Source organism: Staphylococcus sp. 231237_7MaSpsaltlick, assembly GCF_043107035.1.
Window position 1 is genome coordinate 417,901 of the sequence record NZ_JBICNX010000001.1, and the last position, 23,051, is coordinate 440,951.

Annotated in this window: 24 protein-coding genes and 2 pseudogenes; all 26 read right to left on the minus strand. The window is 42.3% G+C overall.

The window, feature by feature from the left end; genetic code table 11:
* Positions 1-37: 37 nt before the first annotated feature.
* Positions 38-370, minus strand: coding sequence for a hypothetical protein (locus ACF91D_RS02045; RefSeq protein WP_392436363.1), 333 nt, complete (start codon positions 368-370; stop codon positions 38-40).
* A 547-nt stretch (positions 371-917) separates the two neighbouring features.
* Positions 918-1,973, minus strand: a complete 1,056-nt coding sequence (locus tag ACF91D_RS02050; RefSeq protein ID WP_392436470.1) for a CHAP domain-containing protein — start codon at positions 1,971-1,973, stop codon at positions 918-920.
* 237 nt (positions 1,974-2,210) lie between these two features.
* Positions 2,211-2,651 (minus strand): annotated as a pseudogene (locus tag ACF91D_RS02055) (N-acetylmuramoyl-L-alanine amidase); the annotation flags it as partial.
* Complete coding sequence (locus ACF91D_RS02060; protein ID WP_392436364.1) at positions 2,651-2,947, minus strand: holin; 297 nt, start codon at positions 2,945-2,947, stop codon at positions 2,651-2,653. The gene ACF91D_RS02060 and the pseudogene ACF91D_RS02055, both read right to left, overlap by 1 nt.
* 174 nt (positions 2,948-3,121) lie before the next feature.
* Complete coding sequence (locus tag ACF91D_RS02065; RefSeq protein WP_392436365.1) at positions 3,122-3,472, minus strand: hypothetical protein; 351 nt, start codon at positions 3,470-3,472, stop codon at positions 3,122-3,124.
* A gap of 17 nt (positions 3,473-3,489) precedes the next feature.
* Positions 3,490-3,642: a hypothetical protein gene (locus ACF91D_RS02070; protein WP_392436366.1), complete on the minus strand. Its 153-nt coding sequence runs from the start codon at positions 3,640-3,642 to the stop codon at positions 3,490-3,492.
* A pseudogene (locus ACF91D_RS02075) lies at positions 3,632-6,142 on the minus strand (tail tube TT1 domain-containing protein); the annotation flags it as partial. The pseudogene ACF91D_RS02075 and the gene ACF91D_RS02070, both read right to left, overlap by 11 nt.
* Positions 6,143-6,166: 24 nt before the next feature.
* Complete coding sequence (locus ACF91D_RS02080; RefSeq protein WP_392436368.1) at positions 6,167-6,400, minus strand: DUF2977 domain-containing protein; 234 nt, start codon at positions 6,398-6,400, stop codon at positions 6,167-6,169.
* The gene (locus ACF91D_RS02085) at positions 6,400-7,686 is read right to left on the minus strand and encodes a V-type ATP synthase subunit I domain-containing protein (RefSeq protein ID WP_392436369.1); all 1,287 of its coding nucleotides are present in this window, start codon (positions 7,684-7,686) and stop codon (positions 6,400-6,402) included. The genes ACF91D_RS02080 and ACF91D_RS02085 overlap by 1 nt, the downstream gene beginning before the upstream one ends.
* Before the next feature lie 14 nt (positions 7,687-7,700).
* On the minus strand, positions 7,701-8,618 hold the full coding sequence (locus ACF91D_RS02090; RefSeq protein ID WP_392436370.1) for a phage tail domain-containing protein: 918 nt from the start codon (positions 8,616-8,618) through the stop codon (positions 7,701-7,703).
* A gap of 73 nt (positions 8,619-8,691) precedes the next feature.
* Positions 8,692-12,114: a phage tail protein gene (locus ACF91D_RS02095; protein WP_392436371.1), complete on the minus strand. Its 3,423-nt coding sequence runs from the start codon at positions 12,112-12,114 to the stop codon at positions 8,692-8,694.
* Between the two features lie 15 nt (positions 12,115-12,129).
* Positions 12,130-12,453 (minus strand): hypothetical protein, encoded by a 324-nt coding sequence (locus ACF91D_RS02100; protein ID WP_392436372.1) that lies wholly within the window; start codon positions 12,451-12,453, stop codon positions 12,130-12,132.
* Between the two features lie 68 nt (positions 12,454-12,521).
* Complete coding sequence (locus tag ACF91D_RS02105) at positions 12,522-12,893, minus strand: tail assembly chaperone (protein ID WP_232198610.1); 372 nt, start codon at positions 12,891-12,893, stop codon at positions 12,522-12,524.
* A 133-nt stretch (positions 12,894-13,026) separates the two neighbouring features.
* Positions 13,027-13,596, minus strand: coding sequence for a phage major tail protein, TP901-1 family (locus tag ACF91D_RS02110; RefSeq protein WP_392436373.1), 570 nt, complete (start codon positions 13,594-13,596; stop codon positions 13,027-13,029).
* 57 nt (positions 13,597-13,653) lie between these two features.
* Positions 13,654-14,046 (minus strand): hypothetical protein, encoded by a 393-nt coding sequence (locus tag ACF91D_RS02115; RefSeq protein ID WP_392436374.1) that lies wholly within the window; start codon positions 14,044-14,046, stop codon positions 13,654-13,656.
* Between the two features lie 11 nt (positions 14,047-14,057).
* Complete coding sequence (locus ACF91D_RS02120) at positions 14,058-14,411, minus strand: HK97-gp10 family putative phage morphogenesis protein (protein ID WP_392436375.1); 354 nt, start codon at positions 14,409-14,411, stop codon at positions 14,058-14,060.
* 300 nt (positions 14,412-14,711) lie between these two features.
* The gene (locus tag ACF91D_RS02125) at positions 14,712-15,047 is read right to left on the minus strand and encodes a phage head-tail connector protein (protein WP_392436376.1); all 336 of its coding nucleotides are present in this window, start codon (positions 15,045-15,047) and stop codon (positions 14,712-14,714) included.
* A gap of 13 nt (positions 15,048-15,060) precedes the next feature.
* Complete coding sequence (locus ACF91D_RS02130; RefSeq protein WP_392436377.1) at positions 15,061-15,330, minus strand: fibronectin type III domain-containing protein; 270 nt, start codon at positions 15,328-15,330, stop codon at positions 15,061-15,063.
* Positions 15,331-15,401: 71 nt separating this feature from the next.
* Entirely contained in the window at positions 15,402-16,325 is a 924-nt protein-coding gene (locus ACF91D_RS02135) for a capsid protein (RefSeq protein WP_392436378.1), read from the minus strand.
* A gap of 20 nt (positions 16,326-16,345) precedes the next feature.
* Complete coding sequence (locus ACF91D_RS02140; RefSeq protein ID WP_392436379.1) at positions 16,346-16,975, minus strand: DUF4355 domain-containing protein; 630 nt, start codon at positions 16,973-16,975, stop codon at positions 16,346-16,348.
* A gap of 111 nt (positions 16,976-17,086) precedes the next feature.
* Positions 17,087-17,233, minus strand: coding sequence for a hypothetical protein (locus ACF91D_RS02145; RefSeq protein ID WP_392436380.1), 147 nt, complete (start codon positions 17,231-17,233; stop codon positions 17,087-17,089).
* A gap of 172 nt (positions 17,234-17,405) precedes the next feature.
* Positions 17,406-19,271: a minor capsid protein gene (locus ACF91D_RS02150; protein WP_392436381.1), complete on the minus strand. Its 1,866-nt coding sequence runs from the start codon at positions 19,269-19,271 to the stop codon at positions 17,406-17,408.
* A 4-nt stretch (positions 19,272-19,275) separates the two neighbouring features.
* Positions 19,276-20,691, minus strand: coding sequence for a phage portal protein (locus ACF91D_RS02155; RefSeq protein ID WP_392436382.1), 1,416 nt, complete (start codon positions 20,689-20,691; stop codon positions 19,276-19,278).
* Positions 20,692-20,694: 3 nt separating this feature from the next.
* Positions 20,695-21,972, minus strand: coding sequence for a PBSX family phage terminase large subunit (locus ACF91D_RS02160; RefSeq protein ID WP_392436383.1), 1,278 nt, complete (start codon positions 21,970-21,972; stop codon positions 20,695-20,697).
* Positions 21,953-22,387: a helix-turn-helix domain-containing protein gene (locus ACF91D_RS02165; RefSeq protein WP_392436384.1), complete on the minus strand. Its 435-nt coding sequence runs from the start codon at positions 22,385-22,387 to the stop codon at positions 21,953-21,955. The genes ACF91D_RS02160 and ACF91D_RS02165 overlap by 20 nt, the downstream gene beginning before the upstream one ends.
* Before the next feature lie 237 nt (positions 22,388-22,624).
* The gene (locus ACF91D_RS02170) at positions 22,625-23,047 is read right to left on the minus strand and encodes a transcriptional regulator (protein ID WP_392436385.1); all 423 of its coding nucleotides are present in this window, start codon (positions 23,045-23,047) and stop codon (positions 22,625-22,627) included.
* Positions 23,048-23,051: the final 4 nt, after the last annotated feature.

Consider the following 23,051-nt stretch of genomic DNA (forward strand, 5'->3'; position numbering starts at 1 on the left):
TCCTTTTTATTTAGTAGGGGCTGTGCGCCCCTGTGTTTTATAATACTGTGTGTATTCTATAGCGAGTGCCTGCTGCATCTTTGTCGTTCAGCATAGCTTGCAGCAAGCCTCTTTTAGTTTTGTATGTTTTAACAAGTTGCTCTTTACCGATTTGCATTTCCTGCATTTCTTCTAGTGTCGTATCTTGTTCTACCATGATAGTAGACTCATAAACCTCATAGTGAGTTATGCCGTCCTCTGTTTGTTCCTGATAGTTCACTAAGGTCATTAATGTAAATTCAAATTCATCAACTTGTAAATAGGCTTTGACTTGAGTCAATACGTCCTGCAATTCTTGATTAGTGTAATTTGATAAGTTTTTAAGTTTCATTTTATTCGCTCCTTTGTTTTCGTCTACGGTTACTACTATAAATCATTTGTACCAATATTGCAACAAGTTTTATGCATAAATGCTAAAATCTTTCATTTTTTCTATGGACACGGCTCTCAGCCCTAGAGGCTCTAATGCTCAACCCTTTGCGTATCCACTTGGTCGACTCACACACGCTCAACATTTTATAAAATGCTTGTTAGGGAGTATAGCATATACCCTCTATTCCCTGTACTCTGTTTAAAGTCAGTTAGGGTTTTTATGGATACTATGGATACGATACCCTTTAATGTGTTGGTGTGATTGAGATTGAGCCGTATCCATTGCCGTATCCAAAATGTGACAAGTGGATACTATGGATACGCAGGAAAATTTACACTTTGATAAAAAAGGATACTTGGATACGCAAGGATATTTGAATAGATATGCAATTTTTATCCTTATATTGTATTGATATGCAGCTTTATGCACATAAAAAAAATAGGGCAAGCACAAACCAAAGTGCCTACCCTAAACATAATATAGTATTGAATTTTTATTTATAACTTTAGTAAATCTCTGTAACTCTTAGGCGTTCATGCCACACCCAACCATTATTGCTTGAGCTGTACACGCGCGCCCAACCGTCTAATATCTCAAATATATAGAAATCATCATAGCCCGCTGCATAACTTTCATTTGTAAGATGCCATTTGTATTTGTTTTTCTTCCCTGTACGTTTTGCAATCGTCGCGCCGTAATAGTCGAGCTTACCTCTGAACTTCGCCTTACGACCCCATTTGATTGTATCGGGTGGAATACCTCCGACTCTTAACTTGCTAGCTGCTTTTGATTTCTCTTTTTGACTTACTGCTTGTTTGTCAGCCTTGTCGTGTTTGCTGTCGCCACCTGCTGGCTTGTAAATCTCAGTAATGCGTAAACGCTCATGCCAAACATAACCATTATTGCTAGGGCTGTACACGCGCGCCCAACCGTCACGTATTTCATAAACATAGAATACATCACCCTGTCCGTATTCTTCGCTAGTCAATGTCATGACATTATTATGATTAGGCTTGCAAATTGTAACGCCCTCATTGTCTGCGACTGCTTTGAAATATGCCTGATTTGACCATGTAAGGTTTTGAGGCGGTATCGTGTTGAGTTTCAACGCTTTGCCTGATTTCTTCTCTTTAGGCTTAACTGCGCCGATGTCTGCAAGGTCGACACTGTCGTCAGCAAAGTCAGGGACGATAAAGTGCGTTAAGCCTGAGTAGTCATCGACTCTTAGCTTAGCTGGGCTGTTTGCTAAAGTATCAAAGTTCTGCTCTAATATTGTGAATGTCTCAGTACCGCCTGAGTTATCCCACACTAGGCCTGTATGCCCCCATTTGCTATAGATGCCCTCTGTATATACAGCAATTGCTGTTACAGGTGGTATATAGTTTTGCGTGTTCTCGACAACTTTCCAGCCTTTAGGCATAACATTATTGATAAGGTCTTTTGCGTTGCCCCAAAATCTGACACCTTTTGTGACATGATGTACAAAATCAGTAATAACATCGACACATTGATATGCAAACTCGTCGTCAAAATCAATGTATTGGCCTTTCATACTGTGCATGTACTCAATAGCCTCTTTCAGATTGACATGCGACTGAGGTGATTGCGTCGGTTTTTCTTTTGTCGGCTCTTTGACCTCATCGGGCATGTTGTCATCTTCTTGCACACCGCCGATGTATTTGTTCACTAGCTTATCAAGATTGCTGATATTGCGGCTGTAACCTGCTGCCTCGAGTAAGTTGCCAGGGTCAACCTTACCTGCTTGAATGTCTTGGTGGCCTGGCATCTCTGTTTTGTGGTCTATCTTCCAGTAGTCGCAAAGATAAGCCAAGATACGCGCTAAGTTATCAAGTGACTTTTTAGAACGTGCTTTATCTGTGAAATACGACCCCTCAACGCCAAATGCGGCATCGTTTGAGTCTAGGCCGTACCAGTTGTTATCCGTAACAGCATTATAAAGCACATGCCATGCTTTCTCTGTAACAGGTATGCAAATGATTGCCTCTTTGTCATCAACGAAAACATGCGCACTCGCTACAAGCGCCCAATCAATGTTGTAAGAATTTCTATAATAATCCACGTTGTTTTGTGCTGTGGTGTTTAAGTTGCCTGTGTCATGTGCTACTGCAAATGCAGGCGTGCCTGTTGTGAGCTGTTGCCCACTGCGTCTTGTGCCAATCGGCAATAAGTCGAAATATACATCTACGCCGTTCCATTTACCTATATATTCTCTTGCCATTACTTAACGCCTCCGCCTCCGATTTTATTTACGTTTTTGCCCTCACGTTTCTTGAATGTTTCCCAAATACCAGTTGCCATTAAGCCACTGATTAGACCAGCTAACAATCGACCTCCAATAGACAATTCTGAAACTATTTCAGGAATGAAAGTTGTTACACCGCCAATGACTACACCGACAACCATGCCTGCAACGGGCAGCCAATTTTTAGGTACTACATTCAATTTCTTTAATACTTGAACTAATGCGATTGTGATAACTGAAATCACACCCGCAAATGCGATAATCTGCTCCATTTATATAAACCTCCGATAATTTAAAATAAAAAGGCCACCACAATAAGTGATGACCTAACTGAAAAGTTAGCCGCAATGGTCAAACCAAAAACACGTCCAAAAATCAACGCCGCCTAACGCTAAACTGTTAAATATATCTAACATATACTCACCTCCTCTCAGTGCAGCATTGAGTTACAAGCCTGCCCACATTCTCAAGCCCGCCCATGCTGCTGAGGTAAGTATCGTAATAACCCCGCTTATTATAAGCCAAGATAAACGGCTAAACCGCTTTTTACTTTCTTCTCGCTCCTTGTTGACTGCATCAAGTGTAATATTCATTTTTTGATTTGTTAGTTCTTGCGAATGTTGCCCTCTTTCAATTTCGCGTAACGAGTCGTTTATCTTCTCGATAGAGTCCCGAAAATGCTGCCTGTCCTCTTTTTGTATATCTTCGATTTTCCGAAAACGTTTGTCGTTATACCTGTCTTTATCCTCCAGTATACCGACACGACGCTCAATATCATTCGTTTCTACCTCTGCCAAAGTTACACCTGCCAATGCTACTCGTCGTTATGGTCTACTTGCGATTTGTACGCCTCTAATTCTCTATGAGTCGCCTCTAGTTCAGTTTGTAGCTGCACTGAGCGTTGAATTTCTTCAAATAGTCTGTTTTGTAATACTGCTTTTTCTATATCTTGTTCATTATTTGCCATTTTCTAATGCCTCCAATTGTTCAATTCGTTTTTGCTGTTCTTTAATAACGGGAATTAAATGCACCCAAAGCCTGTCGTACTCAATGCCCTCAACTTCGCCGTTCTCATTACGAACAACATGCTCGTTGAGACCTGCACTTTCAACTTCTTCGGCTATTAGGCCTACATGTCTATCTAGTTTAAATGCGTCAGCACTGCAAGCGCCCTCAACTTCGCACTCTTTTGCCGTTATTTCCGACTCCTCTTTATCAAACCAGTGGCGGACATCAAGATTTAATAAATTCTTAGAATGGTTGAGTTGCTCACTCTCAGTTTTGAATTGATTTTCTATGCTCAATTTGTATTTACTAGCTGATGTAGCACGGCCTAACGTGCCGTAACTCGTAACGTAAACGTTGGCACTGCCTGAATAAGCCCTGTTGTAAATCGTTTCCGATGCCACTCTGTCTTTACCGTCACTACCGACTTTAAGTAATTGAGGGTGTACGATATTCAGATATTGGTTTCCGTCACGTCTGCTGACTGTGTTGAAACTACCATAGCCCGCCTCTAGTGTCGTGCCGCCGCCTGTACTGTAGTTCGTATCTACGACCTCAAGTTTTGAGTAAGCTCTGCTAAATCTTAAGCCACTTGCATATACGCCGTTGTCTTGGTCGCCAAACATAATATAGCCGTCATTATATTTTCTATTATTTGCTATGTTGAATGAGAATGAATTTTCGCCTAGTTGGCTTGTATCAGGACGTATATAAATGTTTGAGTTTGTACTTTCCAAATTGACTGAGCCGCCCGCTGCGACCATGACTCTGTTTTTATAACTTGTAAGTGCAGCAACGCCTCCGTATGAGTTGATAGTGATACCATTTGCACCACTAGGGCTATATGTTTTATCCCACCAAGCAATCGTTCCTGACGAGTTACCAGGTGCATCTAAATACTCGCCCGTTTGGTCTACATAGGTAGATATGCCGAACTCTGACATGTAAAGAGAACGACTTAAATCATTATTTCTAAATCTCAAATAACCGTTTTTCATACTTGTAAATACGTTTGCAGTTGTCGTCTCGCCTCGCCACATTCTAGTGTAAGTACCATTTAGCCTTAGCTCATCGTTTGTTAATGAAATATATTTGTCGCCGTCGCCACCGACCACATTGACAAGGTTTGCATCTAGTGTGCCGCCTCTGATGTAATCAGCGTTCAAGGAGCCTGCTGTAATCAAATCGGCGTTTATCTGACCGCGTGTGATTGCATTGTGGAACGTTTCGCCCCCGTCCTTGCTGACACCTAAACCGCTTGAGTTGAGCAGCGTCACATAGTTAGGGTTGTCTTTATCAACGGCCATGATGCCTTGTTCACTGAATGACAGCTCACTTGCTGTGTCCATTAGCATTTGAGTTGACTCTTTGATAGCTGCAGGCAGCACAGACTCTTTTATTTTCGTACGTCCTGCAAGCAAATCATTCATGTTAGATATTGCGCCCGATTGGGCTTGCTTGTATCTCGTCTCACGTTTAGGGTCGCCGACCACGATTGACTGCTTAATAACTTTATGGTGAGCGTCACGTGTTGTTTTAATCTCTTGTATTCTCAGCAATCTATTAAAGTTGATTGTTTCATCAATAACGGGTATCTCGTCACCTATCTCGGGTTGTGCAAACGGGTAATTTTTACCAAGCGTTACGAAATCAAGCTCAATACTCATCTTGAGTGATTGCTCAACTTGTTGCCTCATCATATCGTCCATAAGGTCTTTATCTGTCACACGTCCGTCAGTGACGGGAGGAGCCTCTCTGATACCGAATAGCTCAATCATCGGGCTTGTCTTGCCTTGAGGATATTCCAGCTTATAGTTAGCTGCATGTAAGTTGTCAGCCCCGTCATAATCAAAATAACCTTGAACATAGGTATAAAAGTTTGTTGCGTCCTCCTCAAAACTGATGTCATTCGCGTTGAGTTTCTTAGAAATGTAATAAGCTGGACGACGCGAAATGCGTTTGCCCAGCCTAAATGTTTTTGAAGATGCTACATACTGAAACTCAAAGCCGTAACGGTCTAGCCAATTAAGGAACATTTCAAACTTGCTTTGCCCGTCGCCTGCGTTTTCCCATTCCTTAGCGTATACGCCGTCTAGCAATGTATAGCTGTATGGTGTGTCATCAAATATATAGTTTAGGAAATCTACGCCTGTGCGGCTCCCTGTGATATTCTCATACACCCTGTGTGTTTCTAAATAGTCGAACTGTGCCTCTTTAGCTGTGATTTGCACGACCTGCTTATCTTTATACGCTTTTCGGTTTGCGATAACGACAACATAAACCATGTCGTCAGGTCTGCCTGTGACGTTCTCTACTTGCCATAGTTTAGAAATGTCATTAATAAAATGCGCTGTTTGGTCGTTTTCAATCACATTGAACGTCAGCATGCCGTCACTGTTCATTCTAACTGTGTGATTGGTAACGGTTTCTACAGGATAGGCTTTCCCGTCTAAGTCTTTAAGAATTAAAGCCATGTAATGCACCCCCTACATTTCATTTATAGGTTCTTCATAATCAGGGTTTTCTGAGATTTCCCCGTTTTTATATAAAAAATATTTAGGAGCAAAAACCTCAACAAAGTTTGCGGGCGCTTTCTCGTAAGGAACGCTTATTTGTCCTGAAATACCCCCTACAATTGCATAACCGATAATTTCGTCTTTATCATTTACATATATTTTTAGTTCATCATTTCTGTTTGCATCTTCGTTTTCAAATTCCATTATTTAACACCTACAATTCTTAATATATCGGGTACATAGTCCTTACCTGTTGCGGTATCTGTTTCAACGCGCACACTGTTTGTTATGTTTAATATTTTAGGGTCGTCGGCATCAAGCCTCATATCTGTCTCAATCATCGTTGCCCCGCTGCCACTATTGCCTAAGTTGAAACTTCTCATTACAACGTAATCTTTTATAAAACTTACAAAAGCTGTATCGTCGCCGCCTATAGTGTTTAATTCTATTTTTATAAACTCATAGTTTCTAGGGTCGTCGGATAAACCTATAGGAACATCTTTACTAGAAACGCTACCGCTGAAAAGCTCTACATTAGTTCCGTCTACAGGCTCCCATTCATTCCACTCGTTATAATATCTTTTTACAAACTCTTGATTTGAGTTGTAAGGTCTAAATCTAATATGTTTTAAATTATCATATTCACTGCGTGTAGAAACCTCTGTAAAGCCTGCTGTTGAAGATACGGGAAGGTCTATAGGTGTGTCTGTCGTGTAGTGAAAACCTGCCTCTAAAGCGTGCAGCTTGTCATAATCTTCATCTAATGAAATTTTTCCATGAGCGCCCTCGTCTGTAGTGAGTTTATATTTCTGCCAATTGCTAGTGTCGATATTTTGAAAATCTTCAATCGCTGCAATAGCTGCCTGTTTGGCACTATCCACCTCAGCAAGTGCTGTATCTTGCTTGCTAGTGAGCTTATCCATTGAGTTATTAAATAATGTCGTCAGTTCTTCCGTTTTACCTTTAAGCGCTGCCGTACTATCGCTTATTTGGCTCTCAGCCTCTTGCTGTGCTTTATTAATTGAATTTACGGCGCTTTGTTCGGTTTGTTTAATATTGCTCTCAGATTGGCTCTGTGTGCTTTCTAAGGACTCGATAGCTGAGTCTTTTGTAGATTGCACCTCTTGCGTGATGTTTTTTATTTGCTTTTCATAAGCAGCAACGATTTCAGATAACTCATCTTTGAACGGGCTGAACGGGTCTAGGTCTATCTCGCTGAATGGTTGCCATTCACCATTTACAAAGCCATAAACACGTTGCTCGTCAAGGACTGTAATGAGCGATTTGTCAGCCGCCTCACTTGGCAAGTCTGCAGCCGTCTGTACTGGCTCAAGCATTTTCATTGTGTTAGCGTCTTTGATTTCTTCCCACATGTCCTCGCTGATGCGTCTGTCGGTTTCATCAACCAAACCGTATAGCTCATCATAGTTGGAATTGTGATTATCAAGGTTTTTCAGGTCTAATGGTGTGGTGATTTCTTTTCTTGCCATATTGTCATGACCTCCTATAAGTAGTAAAAACGACACTCGACCTCGATAGTCAGGTCATAAGTGCCGTCAAACATTAATTTGTTTAAGCCCTCTTGTAAATCGGGCATTTTGTAATTTGTTGCGTTTAATATGCTTAAATCATTATTGAAATAGCCGCCCATTTCATAAGTGATAGTGTCGCCTGCGCTGATGTTAGCTGCAGCACCGTCAATATGAATGTCAGTGTCGTTAAAACCAAATTTTATCGTGTCGTCTAAATCTTGATTGAACTTAAGCCTTAAAACTAAATGCTGATTGAATTGGTCTATAGGCACATCGCCGATATTGTACACATCGAACTCAGTGCTTGTGTTCACATCGAACGTATATTGTCTTGTAGCAGGGTCTCTATTCAAGCCCATGCCGTATGACCATATAGGGTTTTTTGTGTAATGCAAACCGTCGCGCTCTAAGTCTATTGATGTGCCTATGCTTTCAGCAAATGGCAGCTCTGTCGTATGGAACGCTAGCTCGCCTTTGCCTTTAGCATTATGCTTGTTTTGCTCTATCTCAGTAGCGCCTGAAAGCCTTACAAGGTAGCGTTTGCCTGTGCTGACCTCATTCTCTGATTGCGTCTCATCAAATACGGTATCTTTGCCGTACTGGCCAATTGATACTGCGTTTGAGTCCTTTACATCTTTGAATGTATAGCCTGCCACTTGTGGCCTGCGCATTTCCTGAATATAAAAAGGCTCAGTTTTAGTCGTTAATTTATATATTAAATCTCTGAATAGTGGATAAGATGCCAAATTCTGACCTTGAAATGAAAAAGGAACGCTAATATCGCGCCCCTTGTATGTTGCCCCCATGTCAAAAGTGCCGTTAAGCCCTTGTATGTCACGGGTTTGCTCCTCCATTTCGACACCACTAATCACAATATCAGTAACGTCCACGCCGTACTCACCTAATGTGAATGAGTCGCCGTTTTGTCGTGTGATTTTTAGGTCGATAGGTCACACCTCCTTATTAGAATGATAGAACTTCGCCGTCACGTGCGTTTACGCCGTTGACCTTAGCTGTCAGAACTTCGTCGTCAGTGTCTAGCTGTATGCGTAAGTTCATTGTGCTAGGCTCGGCTTTGACTGTCGTCGTATGGTTTGCCGTAACATGACCGCGTGTAGATAAGTTGTTTAATTCGCGATTAATGCCTTTGACTGCAGGTCTAGCCTGTAAGTCAGGGTTGAAACCTTGTGACATCGCTTGAGCTATTCTGCCTGTGTCGCGTACAACTTTTCTGCCTCGGTCATTAAGGCCAATCTGCATACCCTGCATAGTGTATTGTCCGATTTCTTTGAACACTTTAGAGGGTGAATGTATGCCTAATAGGCTTTTAGCGCCGTTTACTGCGTTAGATACAACGCCCTTAGCAGCACTCACTAATGAGCCTGCCATGTTCTTGATACCGTTTATCATACCTCTGATTAAGTCGCCACCTGCTGACACCATGTCACCAACGAATGACTTAGCCGCACTCACTGCGTTTGATACACCTGATGTGACTGCGCTGACTACGTTGCTCATACCTGATGTGACTGCACTGATAATGCCGCTCATTGCTGATGTGATAGCGCTTAGAACATTGTTCCAACCTGATGTTACTGTGCTAACAATATTTGAAATGAATGAGCTTATCGTGCTAACGATTGACGACCAAATGCTTGATACGGTTGATGCAATTGAGCTTAGAATTGATGAAATCGTACTCATCACATTATTCCAGCCGCTTGATACCGTACTAACGATATTTGAGATAAAGCTAGAAATCGCACTCACGATTGACGACCAAATGCTTGATACGGTTGACGCAATTGAGCTTAGAATTGATGAAATCGTACTCATTACGCTGTTCCAACCGCTCGACACGGTACTGACAATGCTTGAGATAAAGCTAGAAATCGCACTCACGATTGACGACCAAATGCTTGATACAGTAGATGCAATCGAGCTGAATATTGATGAAGTCGTGCTTGATATGCTCGACCACGCTGAACTTACTGCGCTTACGATACTTGAAACGATTGAGCTTATCGTGCTAACTAGCGACCCCCAAATTGAGGACGCTATGCCGACCAATCCTGACCACATAGAGCTTGCTGTGCTAGTGATAGCCGACCAAATAGAGCTTAATATGCCAACTAGCCCCTGTACTACGGCTTGAATACCTGAAACGATACTCTGCCAAATTGATGAGGCCTGCCCTTTAAGCGCGTTCCACGCTGTTATAGCGTTTTGCTTAATAGAGTTCCACAAATTCATAAGCCAATCTTTTAAAATATTAAAAATATTCTGTGCTGCTGTAACAATGGCCTGCCAAATATTCTCGCCTGCTGATTTAATCGTCTGCCAAGCGCCTGACCAATCACCTGACAAGGCTTGAAGTAGTGCCGTTATGGTACTAACCACAACCTCCATTGCGACTGTTATGACCATTTTGATAAGCTCCCAAGCAACCTGTGTTGCGGCCTTAATGGTATTCCACGCTTGCTGCACGATTGGGGCGATTAAGTTTACCGCCGTCTCTACAACAGTGACAATATCCTGCCAAGTTTGTTGGAAAATTGGCACAAGTGGCGCTACGATTTCTTGTATTCTTGAAATCAGTTGAGATACAAATTGGATAATAGCCTCGACGGCTTGCATTACTGCATTTTTAATCGCGTTCCATGCGTCTATCATTTGGCCTCTTAGCTGCTCTGAGCTAGTAAGTAGTGCTGCGAATATGCCTATAAGTGCTGCTACTACGCCGATTATAGCCCACACTGGAGCTGTAACTGCGCCAAATGCAGCCGCTAGGGTTGATAGCATACCTTGAACTACTGTGCCAATGCCTAGAAAACTAGAAAATTGAGACGCTAAAGGAATGATAACCTGTATCACAAATTGAATTGCTGGCCATAATGCCATAAATGCGCCTGCAAGTGAAGTCACAACGCCGATTAATACGCCGATGACTGGGTGTGTTGCTGTCAATTGAGCTAACCACTCAGCAAATGCGTTTGCGACTTCTAGCACTTTAGCTCCTAGTGGGGCTAACGCTACGCCGATATTGACTAATACTCTAATAATATTGCCTATTAGGCTGATTAATACAGGGCCATTTTCTTGCACATATTGCACAAATTTTTGGAAACCGTCTGACTCAGCAATCGTCGCGCTCCACTGCTCGAAACGGTTGGCCATTTGAGCTAGTGACTCAAATATAACCTGTGAGTTAGGCGCAAATGCTTTCATTAGGTTGAATATGCCCTTAAATGTTGAGCTGAATATATCGCCAATGATAGGCAAGTTCGTTTTTACAAAGTTTGTAAAGTCCTGAATGGCTGTGCTGCCCTCAACACTTGTCGCCCACTCATTGAACGATTTACCCATGTTCTCAAAGCCTTTAGACACCCATTCAGTTAGTGGCGCAAGATTGGTTAATACTGCGACCAAGCCTGAGCCGAAATTGCCTGCTGCGCTTAGCATATTGTTGAATATGCGCACGCCTGTGCTACCCATCATATCAAAGAAATCAGATGCGACTTGTGAGTTTTTAGCCCAATCAAGTGTCGCTGCACTGGCTGTTTCCATGCCTTGTGCTACACCTGATAGGAATGGTGTTAAACCTGCAAGTGCGGCCTTAGCTGCGTTCACTGCATTGGCTAATGTGTTGAATATCTCAGATTGGTTTTGAGAAATAACGCCTTGCCATGCTGATTTAAGACTCTGTACGGCTGATTGATAGTTCTGCACTTCGCTAGTAACTGCAAGTGTGCCGTCCTCGACCATTTGCAATGCACTCATAGCCATTGCTCCGAAACCGACAACGCCTGCGCCTGCTGTAGCGAACGCGCCAACCATTCCTATTGCTCCCCCGCCTACGGCTGCTGCTGCGTTAAGTACAGCCATTAAAGCAGGAACTAATGACGCTATTGCAGGAACTAAGGCTGTGATACTTGATAGGAACATTCCTTTGAACACGTTGCCTGCTACAGTTCCGACTGTGCGGATATTGCCTGCTATTGTGCTTAATGTGCTTTTGAAATTATTAGTTGCTGCTGTAATAGCCCTGAAAGCACTTAGTGCAGGTCTACTGTTTACATCGAGCCGTGTGCGATGTCTGTTCGGAATTGATTTCAACATGGCTTTAAATTTTGCAATTTTAGCTGATGCTGCTGAGCTGTTCACGTCTAGTGTTGACTTAGCTCTCATTCGGCTGAAACTTTTCATCGAGTTTCTTGCTGCTTTCATCTTAGCCCTGAAACTTGAAGTATCAGCGTCAACGTCAGTATCTTCCATACCCTCAGTAGCAGCTTTAAACTGTTCAGCTATACGTTTAGCCTTATTGAAAGCACTTCGGAACTTCGACACGTTAGCATCAATACTTGTACTTATCTTGTAGTCTGCCATGTATTCCCTCCTCTGCTATGATTTATTATGATTTCTGATTTGTTTCAACACATCAAGGGACGGTTTGTCATCTTCCTTATTTGCTGACTCGCCCATTTGTACTGGCTCACCACGATTAAGCCTGTCAATGTTCTCTTGATAGTTGATAATATCGTCAGCTCCATTATATTTGAACTCATTCTCGCCTTTTTTGCCGCCTTTTTTCTTTTGCTCAGCTTTGGCATCACGTATAGCAAAGGCTAAACGATAGATGTCGTATTCTTCCTTGAGCATCTCGTACTCGCGGGCATACATGCGATAATTGAACTCAGTCAATGTCATCATTTCAATTTCTTTCATATCATAAACGCCTAGCTCACTCATGCAAAGGATAACCGCTCTGTCATAGGTGAGCTTGGGCTGTTCTTCTATTTCTTCGCTGCTGCTTTCTTCGCTTGTCTGTATTCTTCGGGAACGAGGTTTTGGGTCATAGGTTGCTTTCCCAGCTCCTTAATGATTTCTTCTGCGAACTCGTCGAGTCCTTGCTCTGAGGCAATATCATTTAATACTTCTGAGATTTCTGCATCTGTTTTAGGGGCTTTCTTGTGGTGAGAAGTTGCAGCAATGATAGTATGACCAATTGCTACGGGGTTGCCGCTTTCTAAGTTAGGCGCTAGCATTTGAATACCTTGTCCGAAACTCATTTGCTCCATTTCCATGCCTAATTTCTTATCAATGTCATTCATGAACTTAAAGCCAAATGATAATTCGATTTCTTTTCCGTTAAATTTAATTTCCATAATATAATTACCTCGCTTATTTTTGTATTAAGTAAAAAGACGGGCTATGCGCCCGCCTGTGCTGTCTTTCATTCCCTACTGAACTGATAACCTAACGCTTTTAATATTAGGCTTTACCTCAGTTATTTCAGGCTTAACTGGGTGTAGACTCACCTGTGCCGCCGTCACCTGTGCTGTCGTCAGGTTGTGGAATAGCCACAAGTCCGTCGTCTGCAGGGTCGTCAGATGTTGTATCGTGGAAACCATAAGCCGTTTTGTTTTGCTCTACGATTTCAGGTAGTGAGGCATAGCCTCTTTGTTTCTTAGCGTACACGCCGAACTCAGTCTCGAACTCTGCAATAGAGTCAGCCTCATTGGTACGTGTAATGCTGTTCCAAGTGCCTTGACGGTACTCAGCCTTATATTGCCCTTGTTCGTTTTGGACTTTTTTATTAATAATCCATAACTCGTAAGCCGTACCCTCCTCAGTAGCGTCCTCAATCTCATCGCTCAACTCGTCCTCAACGTCCATATAAGACGTGATAGTTACAGTTGACTCTAATGTACCACCTGAGCTAACTGAGCCGTCAATTGTCGCCTCTTGGTCTGAGTCGCGTTCTGTTTCACGCTCAAGTTCAGTTATCCACATAATTTTGTTTGCCTCTACGGCCTCGCCTGCTTTACGAATTAATGCAAGCTCGTCAGTACCTTGTTTAATTGCCATAATGTCATGACCTCCATTTATTTAATAATAAAACGGCACACCTGCTGTGAGGCATGCCTAAATTGTTTGAAATTCTGCATCAACGATACTGTGCTGCAAATTAGTGTTTGTCGTATCGTCGTTTATGTCATTTGTATTGATGCTGACCAATGAAACACGATAGGAGGGTAGCTGCTCAGTTTTCATGAGAATATCTTGAATTTGAATATATAGCCTGTCATGCGTCTGTAGGTCGTCCGCGTCGCTCCATAAGTGAATACGTGCATTAGGCTCGCCGCCGTAATTGTCGAATGATTGAACTGTTACAAGGTCTTGTATTTCTTCAATCGCAATAAACGGATAACCTAGTTCTGTGTATTGGTCTACTACTCTGACGACTGGAACGCCTAGCTCGCTGAACGCTCTATATAAATAATTAAATAGTTCATATTTTATTGATTGCTTAGCCACTGTCTTGCCTCCTAACTGTTTATAAGTCGCTCAATATCTGCGTGAATTTGCTTATCATATTTCTGATAAATTTGATACATGAAAGTCTCAGGTGCCATGTAACGCGTACCATATTCAAGAAAACCTGAATAGTGGGCGTTTGAGGTTATGAGGTAGCTCAGCTTACCTTGCTTGGTGTCCTCGACCATGCGGGCTAGGTTGCCCGTCCAATAACCTTTGGTCATAACACGGCGTGCCTCTTTCACTGTATCAGCCCGAAACTGCTGACTTCTTTTCTTGAGAATGAAATCAACATCGTCCTCGATGTCGTCCTCAGCATCTTCTAACGCCGCTATTAGCTTGCCAAGCCCTTTAACCTTTGCCATTGTTCACCTGCTCTAAATACATCACTGTATCGTGTCTGTAATAGGTATGGCGTACAACAATGTACTTGAGGTCATTTATATAGGCATGGCTGACGTTATCTAATATTTGGCCTCTTAGCCTTATGATGCTTACATCACGCTGCACATTGCCGAACTCGACGGCTGTGCGTTCAGGTGATAAGGGCGACTTGTGACAAGGTATGCTCTTATAGATAATACGTTCATCTTTTTCGGTCTTACCTGTGCTGGGGTTGTACCGCTTATTCCCCTCAAACACAAGTTTAGCGCGTTGGTCATACCTCAATAGAATGTCACACTGCCTGTGCGGCCTGTGCCTTGCTGAGGAGGGTATAGACGCTCAATGAAACTCAGGAACTCGTCAAAGTCATCGTCTTGGAACTTTGTTGAGTGTCCGTCTAATGTTTCTGAGGTCATGCCCTCTGCACCGACACGGTTATATCTTTTGACCGCTACCTCCTCGACAACGAAATCAAGCCTTTGCGGTACATCTTTTTCGTTGAGAGGTAGGAATGTGAACAAACGTTTTTCAGTATTATCTATAATTTTGCTGAGCAATTCGTCCTGTTCATTATCCGAAATGGATAACAAAGTCTTAACATTTTCAAGGTAAGCCATTCGCTATGCCTCCTTATTCAGCGCTTACGTCTGCTGTGTCCTCAGTTGTTTCAGTTGATACATTTTGAGGCTCAGCAGGTGCGCTTTCCTTAGTAGTGAAAGCTGGTACGTCAACCTTAGCTGACTCACCTGCATCATTGCTGAAAGCCACTTGATAAGTGCCTGCTGCGTACTCAGTAGCAGCATCTAAGCCGTCAATCGTAACTGACGCTGTGCCGTCTGATGCACGCTCTGCTTGTCCTACAACGTTTTCACCTTGATATACTTTTAATACGTCTGCCATATTGTAAAACCTCCTAAATTTATTTCACTGTCAGCCTAGCTGATTTGACGTTCGGTCTAACATCAATGCTATTAGGCTTCACTGGGAGTAGTTTCGCCGCCGTCTGCAGGTGCCTCAATTGCTACTGACACAACTGCGTCAACGTTTTCAGGGAACATTGAGATTGCTGATGCGAACACTGTATCTGCTGTTAAGCGGTTTGATTGGATATCGTGTAGCACGCCTACAAAACCTGTTTGGTCTGTTGCAAAGTTAAACGCACGGCCTAACTCACCTTGAGGGTTTGCATAAGCAACGTTTAAGTTTTCTGCTGTAGTCATGTATACAGTGCCTTGTGGTACGTCAGCGAACTCGATTACTTGCACGCCTACATATGGCGTTAATAAGTTTAAGCCAAATTGTGAGCCGTTTGAGTTGATGAAACCGTCTGCTAAATGACCCGCTACATCATTAGGGTTTACTAATGCGATAGGTGTCACTTCATCATCAAGTAATACTGATAAGTTAGCGCGGCCTCTTGATAACGCGCCTTGTAAGTTCTTAGCTGATAACGCCTCGTTGTTCGTACGGTCAGGGTTGTTCACTGCACCCTCGATAGTTTCAAAGAAGTCAGTTCTGAATTTCTTCTGAACATAGCGGATAAGCTCAGCGTCTGTACGGTTGATTGCTAAATCATAGCCGTGTGACTGAATAGCCTCTGCTGATGTTGACTTACGGAACTTGCGGAACTCAAGCTCTGTGATGTTCACTAGCTCACGCTCAACTTTAGTTAATGGAATGATGTCGCCCTCAGCAACGTCACCGTTTGGAGCCTCTGACTCAATTACGTTGAAACGATACTGTTTTAATGCTGAGCCTACGTTCATTGGAATTTTGTTTGTGATGCCTAATGCTGTGAACAATTTGTTTAAGCGTTCACCCATTTTATTTGCGAAATCAATCGACTTTGCCTCTCCTAATGCCTGTACATCAATTAAGTTGTTTTCTACTGCCATAATGTAATACCTCCGAAATTTTATTTAAATAAATGCATATTTTGTGCAATGGCTTGCTGACGTGCTGAGTCATCTTTGATTTGTTCGATTGACTCACGTGTAACGCCGCCACTGCCATTTGAGTAATTCTTAGGTGTGCCTTGATACAATTTAGCCTGTACCTGCTCTTTGACCATGTTATTAAGCACATCATTGAAAGCCTGCACGTTTGCTTGAGTTTGGTCTGCTGTATCAGCCGTGACTATCTCAAGCAGCTCGTCGTTTGGTGTGATTTCATTATTCTTGAATACATCGCTTGCATGCTTTTTCATTTCGTTGCGTGCCTCTTTAGCCTTGTAAGCGTCTAGCTCTTTTTGCATTTGCTCGCGCTCATATTCAGCCTTTTGGTCTTTGTTCATTTTTGCCAACTTCTCAGCCTCTTTGACTGCGTCCTCTTTGTTTTTCTTCTCACGTGCTAAACGGTCTTTAAGAATTTGGTCAACTTCTTCCTGTGTGAACGTTTTTCCGCCTTGCTGGTCGTCTTTATCGTCAGAGCTGTTGCCTTGTTGGTCGGTTTTGTCCTCATTGCCGCCTTGCTGGTCGACTTTGCCCTCATTGCCGTCGCCTTGCTCAGCGAAATGTTGTAAATTTAATCTTAATTTTTCAGTCATATTGTTACCTCCATTTATAGCCCGTCGGCTGTGATTTCCATACATGCTTTTAATGCCGTCAGCACGTTTTGGGCATAATAAAAAGCCACCCCCCAGCAATAGGGAAGTAGCTTAAATAAAGTTATTTGGTTTAAATTGCTTTTCTTTTTCTTCGGGTTTAGCTTGATTGCTCGGGTGCGTTTGATTAAGTTTTATCAGCTCTTTGTGTATGCCATATAGGCTTTCAGCAATAGAGCGTAAACATTCAATAGCTTTCATTATGAAAAGTAGCCCTCCTCGTTGGCATGTTCGCCGAAACTCTTGCCGTCCGCTACACGCTCATTGATTACTGCAGCTTGTTCATCTAACGTTAAGCCTCTCAGGAACATTAGGGGCGGCTCCTCATCGAACTTAGCCTCATAGGCCTTGTATGCTTTATCTAATTCAGTCATTATAACCCCAACCTTTTCACTATAGATTTGAGCATTTCTAAATATAATGCGTATGATTTGGGAACTTCTTTTTGTAAAACTTCCCGTTTGCTTTCACTCATAAACGTTTCTGACATCTCTGCAAAGGCCTCAAGGTTTGCTTGTAGAGGCGTTTTGTATGCAGGGTGTTTCTTCCAATATGATTTGCCGTGACCATATGCAATGTTAATTCTGCCGTTAGTCGCTGCCTCAATCATATCAGATAAGCCGTCAGAGTCGCCTAGATGATATTGCTCTCTGAGTCGTCTGACCATTTTTATGCGCCCGTCGTCTATGCGCGGCTTGCTTGGTCTGTCCCATATATCCGTGTTGCCGCTCTTGTGTGCGTCTTTAAGCGTCTTAAGCTCGGCTTTGGCCATGTCGTCTATTTCTTTTTTCAGAACGTCCGCCAACATTTCGCGCTCGTCCGTTTCTTCATTCATGAAATAGTTAGGGTCGGCTGAATAAGCCCCATTCAGCATGTTTTTAGCGCCTTTCAGCTCTTTTTGGATAGATAGGTCAATCATGTGCGAAAACTCGTGTATGACTGTCTTATAGCTGTCTGTACCCTCACGTATTTCGCCACTTATTCTTACTTGGTCACGTTCACCAAGATTTGAGGTCTGCATTTTCACTTTTTCTGACATCGGGTCGAAATGAGCCGTTTTGTTACTAGGCAAGTTTTGAATGGTCATATCAGGTGCAAAGTGATTCCATATTTTACGGTATTCCTTAGCGCCCTCAGCATCTTTGTTGTTATCAAGCTGACGTTTTATTTCGTCTATTTGCTCCTCACCAAATGCCTCAGTGAGCTGCTCATTGAAAACTATTTCTTCGGGTGCTGGCTCAGGGTCGAGCTGTTCATCAAGCTCATCATCAACATTCTTGAGATTATACTTGCCCTCACGCTCTTTGAAAAACGCCTCTAGCTCGTCCTCAATCTCATCAACGGCTGGAACTGTTGTTGACCTGCAGTAAGGGTGGAGCGGCGGAACGTTCACGCCTGCGACCATTTCAGAAACTTTTATCTTATTGCCGTCTGCATGTCTGCACTCGTCGGACGTGCGGTCATCTAGCTTAGCGACAAATTCGATTGTGGCATCTTCCCCGATTGTTTCCTTGTAGTGCAGCTTTTGTGCCTCTGTCTGCACTCTAGCCGTTTCTGTGATAAGCAATCGCTTAGCATCTGAGGTTGTAACGCCTAATTTCTTTTTAAGCTCAGGAACGAACTCGTCAGGGTGTCGACCTCTCAGCATTGTGTTTTGCACTGTCTTGAGTACGGTCTTGCGTGTCTGCTCCATATCTGCCCATAAGCGTTCGCTCCATGTTTCACCGTGAAAATCAGCGTTTACAATAGCTCTTACATGATTAGGCTTGATAAGTGCGCTCTCGCCTAGTATGCCTGCCTGACGTTCGACCTCTCTGTCGACTGAATTTGTCAGGTACTCGTTCATTTCTACCTCAGTGAGCGCTGTGCCGTTCACCATGATAGCCGAAAGCTGCTGCAATAACATGCGCTCACGGCTTACATACATTTTAGTATTGTATTGTCTGAGTTCAGCATTGGCTTTCTCGCTGAAATCTTTATTCTTAACGTATTGAGCGACTCTGTCCTCGAACTCTTTGATGTCCGTCTTTTGAATTTTCTTCTTAGCCTCGTCGACTGATATGCCCTCAGCGTCTGCATATTTAGCATAAAAGCTGTATATCTCATTGGCTAACTGGCTCATTGTCGAGTTGGTTATGCTGCGTACCTCGTCGATAACATCATCGTCTTTTTTAGCCTCAACTGCTATGATACGTTTTGCTCTATCACGCCAATATTTTTTGCTTGTTAAGTCTGCCATTTAATCACTCTTTCAGTTCGTCGTTAAAACTGTACTCGCGATTGTCCGCACGTGTGAGCTGTTCGTCCTCCTCTTGCTGCAAGCGTTCAAGCTCAGCGTCAGGGTCGTCGATAAAGTCCAACAATCCTAAACGCGTTTTCTCTGATATTGTGCCTGCAAGCAAGTTGACTACTTCCACATTGTCTTTCATGGACTTAGGCAGGTTAGGCGTAAAGGATATATCCATTTCTTCATGGTTATGCGTTTTAGTGCCTAGAATGTTTAAGTTATTGAATAGCAGCTTGTAGCGTTTAGCCAATCCTTTTTTAAATAAACGCTCCTTAACAGCTCTTGCTTGCTCTAATCCGAATAATTTATATTTCATCGCCTCACCTGACTGCGCACCTGTGAAATTCTCATCTGTCAGGTCAGGGGTGTTAGTAAATTTATGAATATCGTTTTGCAATCTTGTTTTGTAGGCCTCTGAGCCTTGCACATCGTATTGCTTATAGATGTATTTGACATCGGCATTACCCTCGCTGCCGTTTGCGTTCATTTCAGGCTTAACATGTATCATGTTTGCATCTTTGAATTTCTGTGCGTCCTCGCCGTCCATTTCAACGTTGCCGACTACTGCAAGCATTGCATCGTTTGTGTCAGTCATATAGTTCGCTGTGTCTGATTGAGCTGCATCGTACAAGTCAATTAAGCTGAGGACGTTCTCAAAGTCGCCCTGCTTAAATTTATTGTTCAGATACTCAATGATTGGCACATCGTTATAATGATGTTCAATGTCCTGTACGCTGTTTAGCTCACCTTTGCGGATAGTATAGCTGTGCAGGTGTGTTGCTGTGTACACATCAATATGATTGGTTGTATAGCCCTCAGCGTCCACTGTGTCATAATATCTCACGCCTGCAACAATTTTCTTATCAATATCATAATTGTAAATAACGAACGTATTCTTAGGGTCGAGTGTCAGAAATCTATCTTGTTCATTTTCATCTCTGAATACAATCTCGTATGCTCTGCCATATATGCTTAAATCAAGTGCAATGTCACTGTTCACTGCATCTGCATCGTTTGCATCGTTCAACTCATATATAGCCTGCTGTGTGTCCTCATCATCGTGTGCGAACGTCAGCGGATTGCCTGTCAGATAACCGACAATAAACTGCGAAATGTATTTTGCAAAATTATGCACTGCTCTATGGTCAGCTTTCTCTGCGTCTTTTCTGCGCTCGCCTGTCATTATGCCTGTGTTATCGCTTAGGAAATACTGCTCTAACATATTTAGGCGTGGTGCCTGTTCTATTTTGTGTCGCTCTACTAGCCTCTGCAGCTTAGTATAGTCCTGCACAATCTCGTCAGCATTTTCTGCCAATAAGTCTGCGTTTGCTAATGTGCTAAATTTCTTTTTCAGTTTAGACAAGTGCTGCACCTCCTAGAAAAATTGTTTTAATCTGCGCAATTCGTTTGCGTCTTTCTTTTCTTCTCTGTTTTTAATCATAAGCTCCTCAACTGCATATCTGAGTGAGTCAATACAGTGATTGTAAGTATCAACAGGCTCGTTGTAATACTCATCGGTTTGCTTATCTTTTTTCCATGTGTAATTGTCTAGCTCCTCAATTGTCTTGTAGCATCTTTCATCTACCACAATATCGAACTGGCTTATGAACTGTATGCCTGACATGATACTGTCAGCGCCTTTCATCGACGGCTTGATGCGCTCAATGCCCTCGCGTTTCATTTCTGCAATTGATTTCTTCTCAGCACTGTCTGCTGTGATGCGTTCCTTTGCATAGCCTAGCTGATTAATGACATTGGCTAGCTCATCGTTTAACATGCCTGTCTTGACGTATTCCTCTAATATATAAAGTTTCTTATTTTTCTTATCAATCTTCACATGGATAAAAGCACTCGGGTCGTTAATGTAACCATAATCGAGGCCGAAAAACGACGGTAAGTGCTTTAAATCATCTTTGTTTAATATGTCTGTGTCGTATTTAGGAAATACGCGCTTATCGAGTGTAGCAAATTCACCTAATGCGTATATTTTGTAATATGCAGGGTTTCTGTTCGCTAAATCTTCAAGGTTTTGCTTGGTCATTTCATCAAGAAACTTATTATCTTTATAGCTTGATTGCTTAATCAGTGTATTGTCATGCGGCTCACCTGCAAAGAAATATTTATATACCCAATTCAATTTGCTTACAGGGTTGAACATCAAGAATATTTGCTTGTTGAGGTGTTTCTTTTCTCTCAGCCTTAATGTGAGCTGTGTATAATCGTTCATCACAAACTCTGAGGCCTCCTCCATGACTACATCACTAATGCCTTTGATTGATTTAATCTTTTCTGAGTTATCCATGCCCTTGAATAAGAACACGGCTCCATTTGGCAATGTGACACGATTGTCTGTTTTGTTCCATTCGCAAAGCTCCCACACCTTAAAGTCTATAAGGCAGCTTTTCACGTCTTGGAATAAGCTGTCTGCAATCGTTGCGCCAACTTTCCTGAGCCATAATATCTTGCGCGGATATTTCCAATCCTGCAGCGCTTTGATAACTACCTTTTGCACGACACCATGTGACTTGCCACTTGAGCCGCCTCCATAATGCACCTCTGTAAAATGGCTGTAATCTGTCAGCACATCAAATATATTGCGGTTAAATACTCTGTGCGGCTTTGAGATGTTAAGGTTAATCTTCGCTGTCGTCATCGTACTCACCTATGTTTATATCAATATTGCGCTGAGTGATTTCTTGCTCCACTTTATCTCTGTACTTAGCAGGTAGCCTATTTTTCAATGCGAAAATGAGGCTGGTAGGGTTTGCGTGTTCATATTTCTTAACCTCTACTACATCACCTGCATTGGTCACGGCCTCCTCTGTATAGTAGTAGCCTATTGCTCTATTGTGCAGGGCGTTCTCGAGTTCGTAATCAGAAACCTCTTTGCCCTTTTTTATGGCGTCCTTAAAATCCTTTTTCTCTTTTTTCCATTTGATAATAGAATTTTTTGAAACGCCTAGATTTTCTGCAATCTGTACATCGGTCAATCCGTCACGTTTCCAACCCTCGACCAAACCTAGTTTATCTTTAATATCTAATTTCTCGTATAGTGTTTGACGTGCCATGCCAAATATCACCTCTTTCACGTTAATAACTTGTTTAAATTTGTATATAAAAATAGCCGCCTGAGTGTTCTCTCAGACGACTTAAAGGAGTATAAAATGCGTAAAGGAAAATTATTAATGCCCTAGAAAAATCAGTAACCACATAGAAACAACTTGAAACGTATGTTGTTCAATTAAGAACATAATACTATAATAAGACTTTTTTTACCGAAGTTTAAGGGGGGTAAACTATCACTTTTAAACATAACCGATATATTTTGCTAATTCATTAAGCATTGCTGCACGTCGTCTATAGATAACGGCCTCAGATACGCAAAAATGATTGGCTATGTCTTTCCATTCACAAGCATTAATAGGGCAATCCCAATATCTCAAACGTATCAGCTCTTGTGTGTCTAGGTCTGAATTGTCATATAAGCGCTGCACACCGCTGACTACATCGTTCAGATGTCTGTATTTCTTATCTTCATTCTTCTTAATGACCTCAGCCTCAACTGGACGACCAATCATATTGCTTTGGCCACCCTCTAAATTGTCAGGCTCGTGATTTTCCATGATTAAATACTCAGTAAATCTCAATTCCCTTTTATAAAGTTCAAAATTTGATATATATTCTTCTAATTTCTTACGGTCTAATCTGCTAAGCTCTAACATTTGCATATAG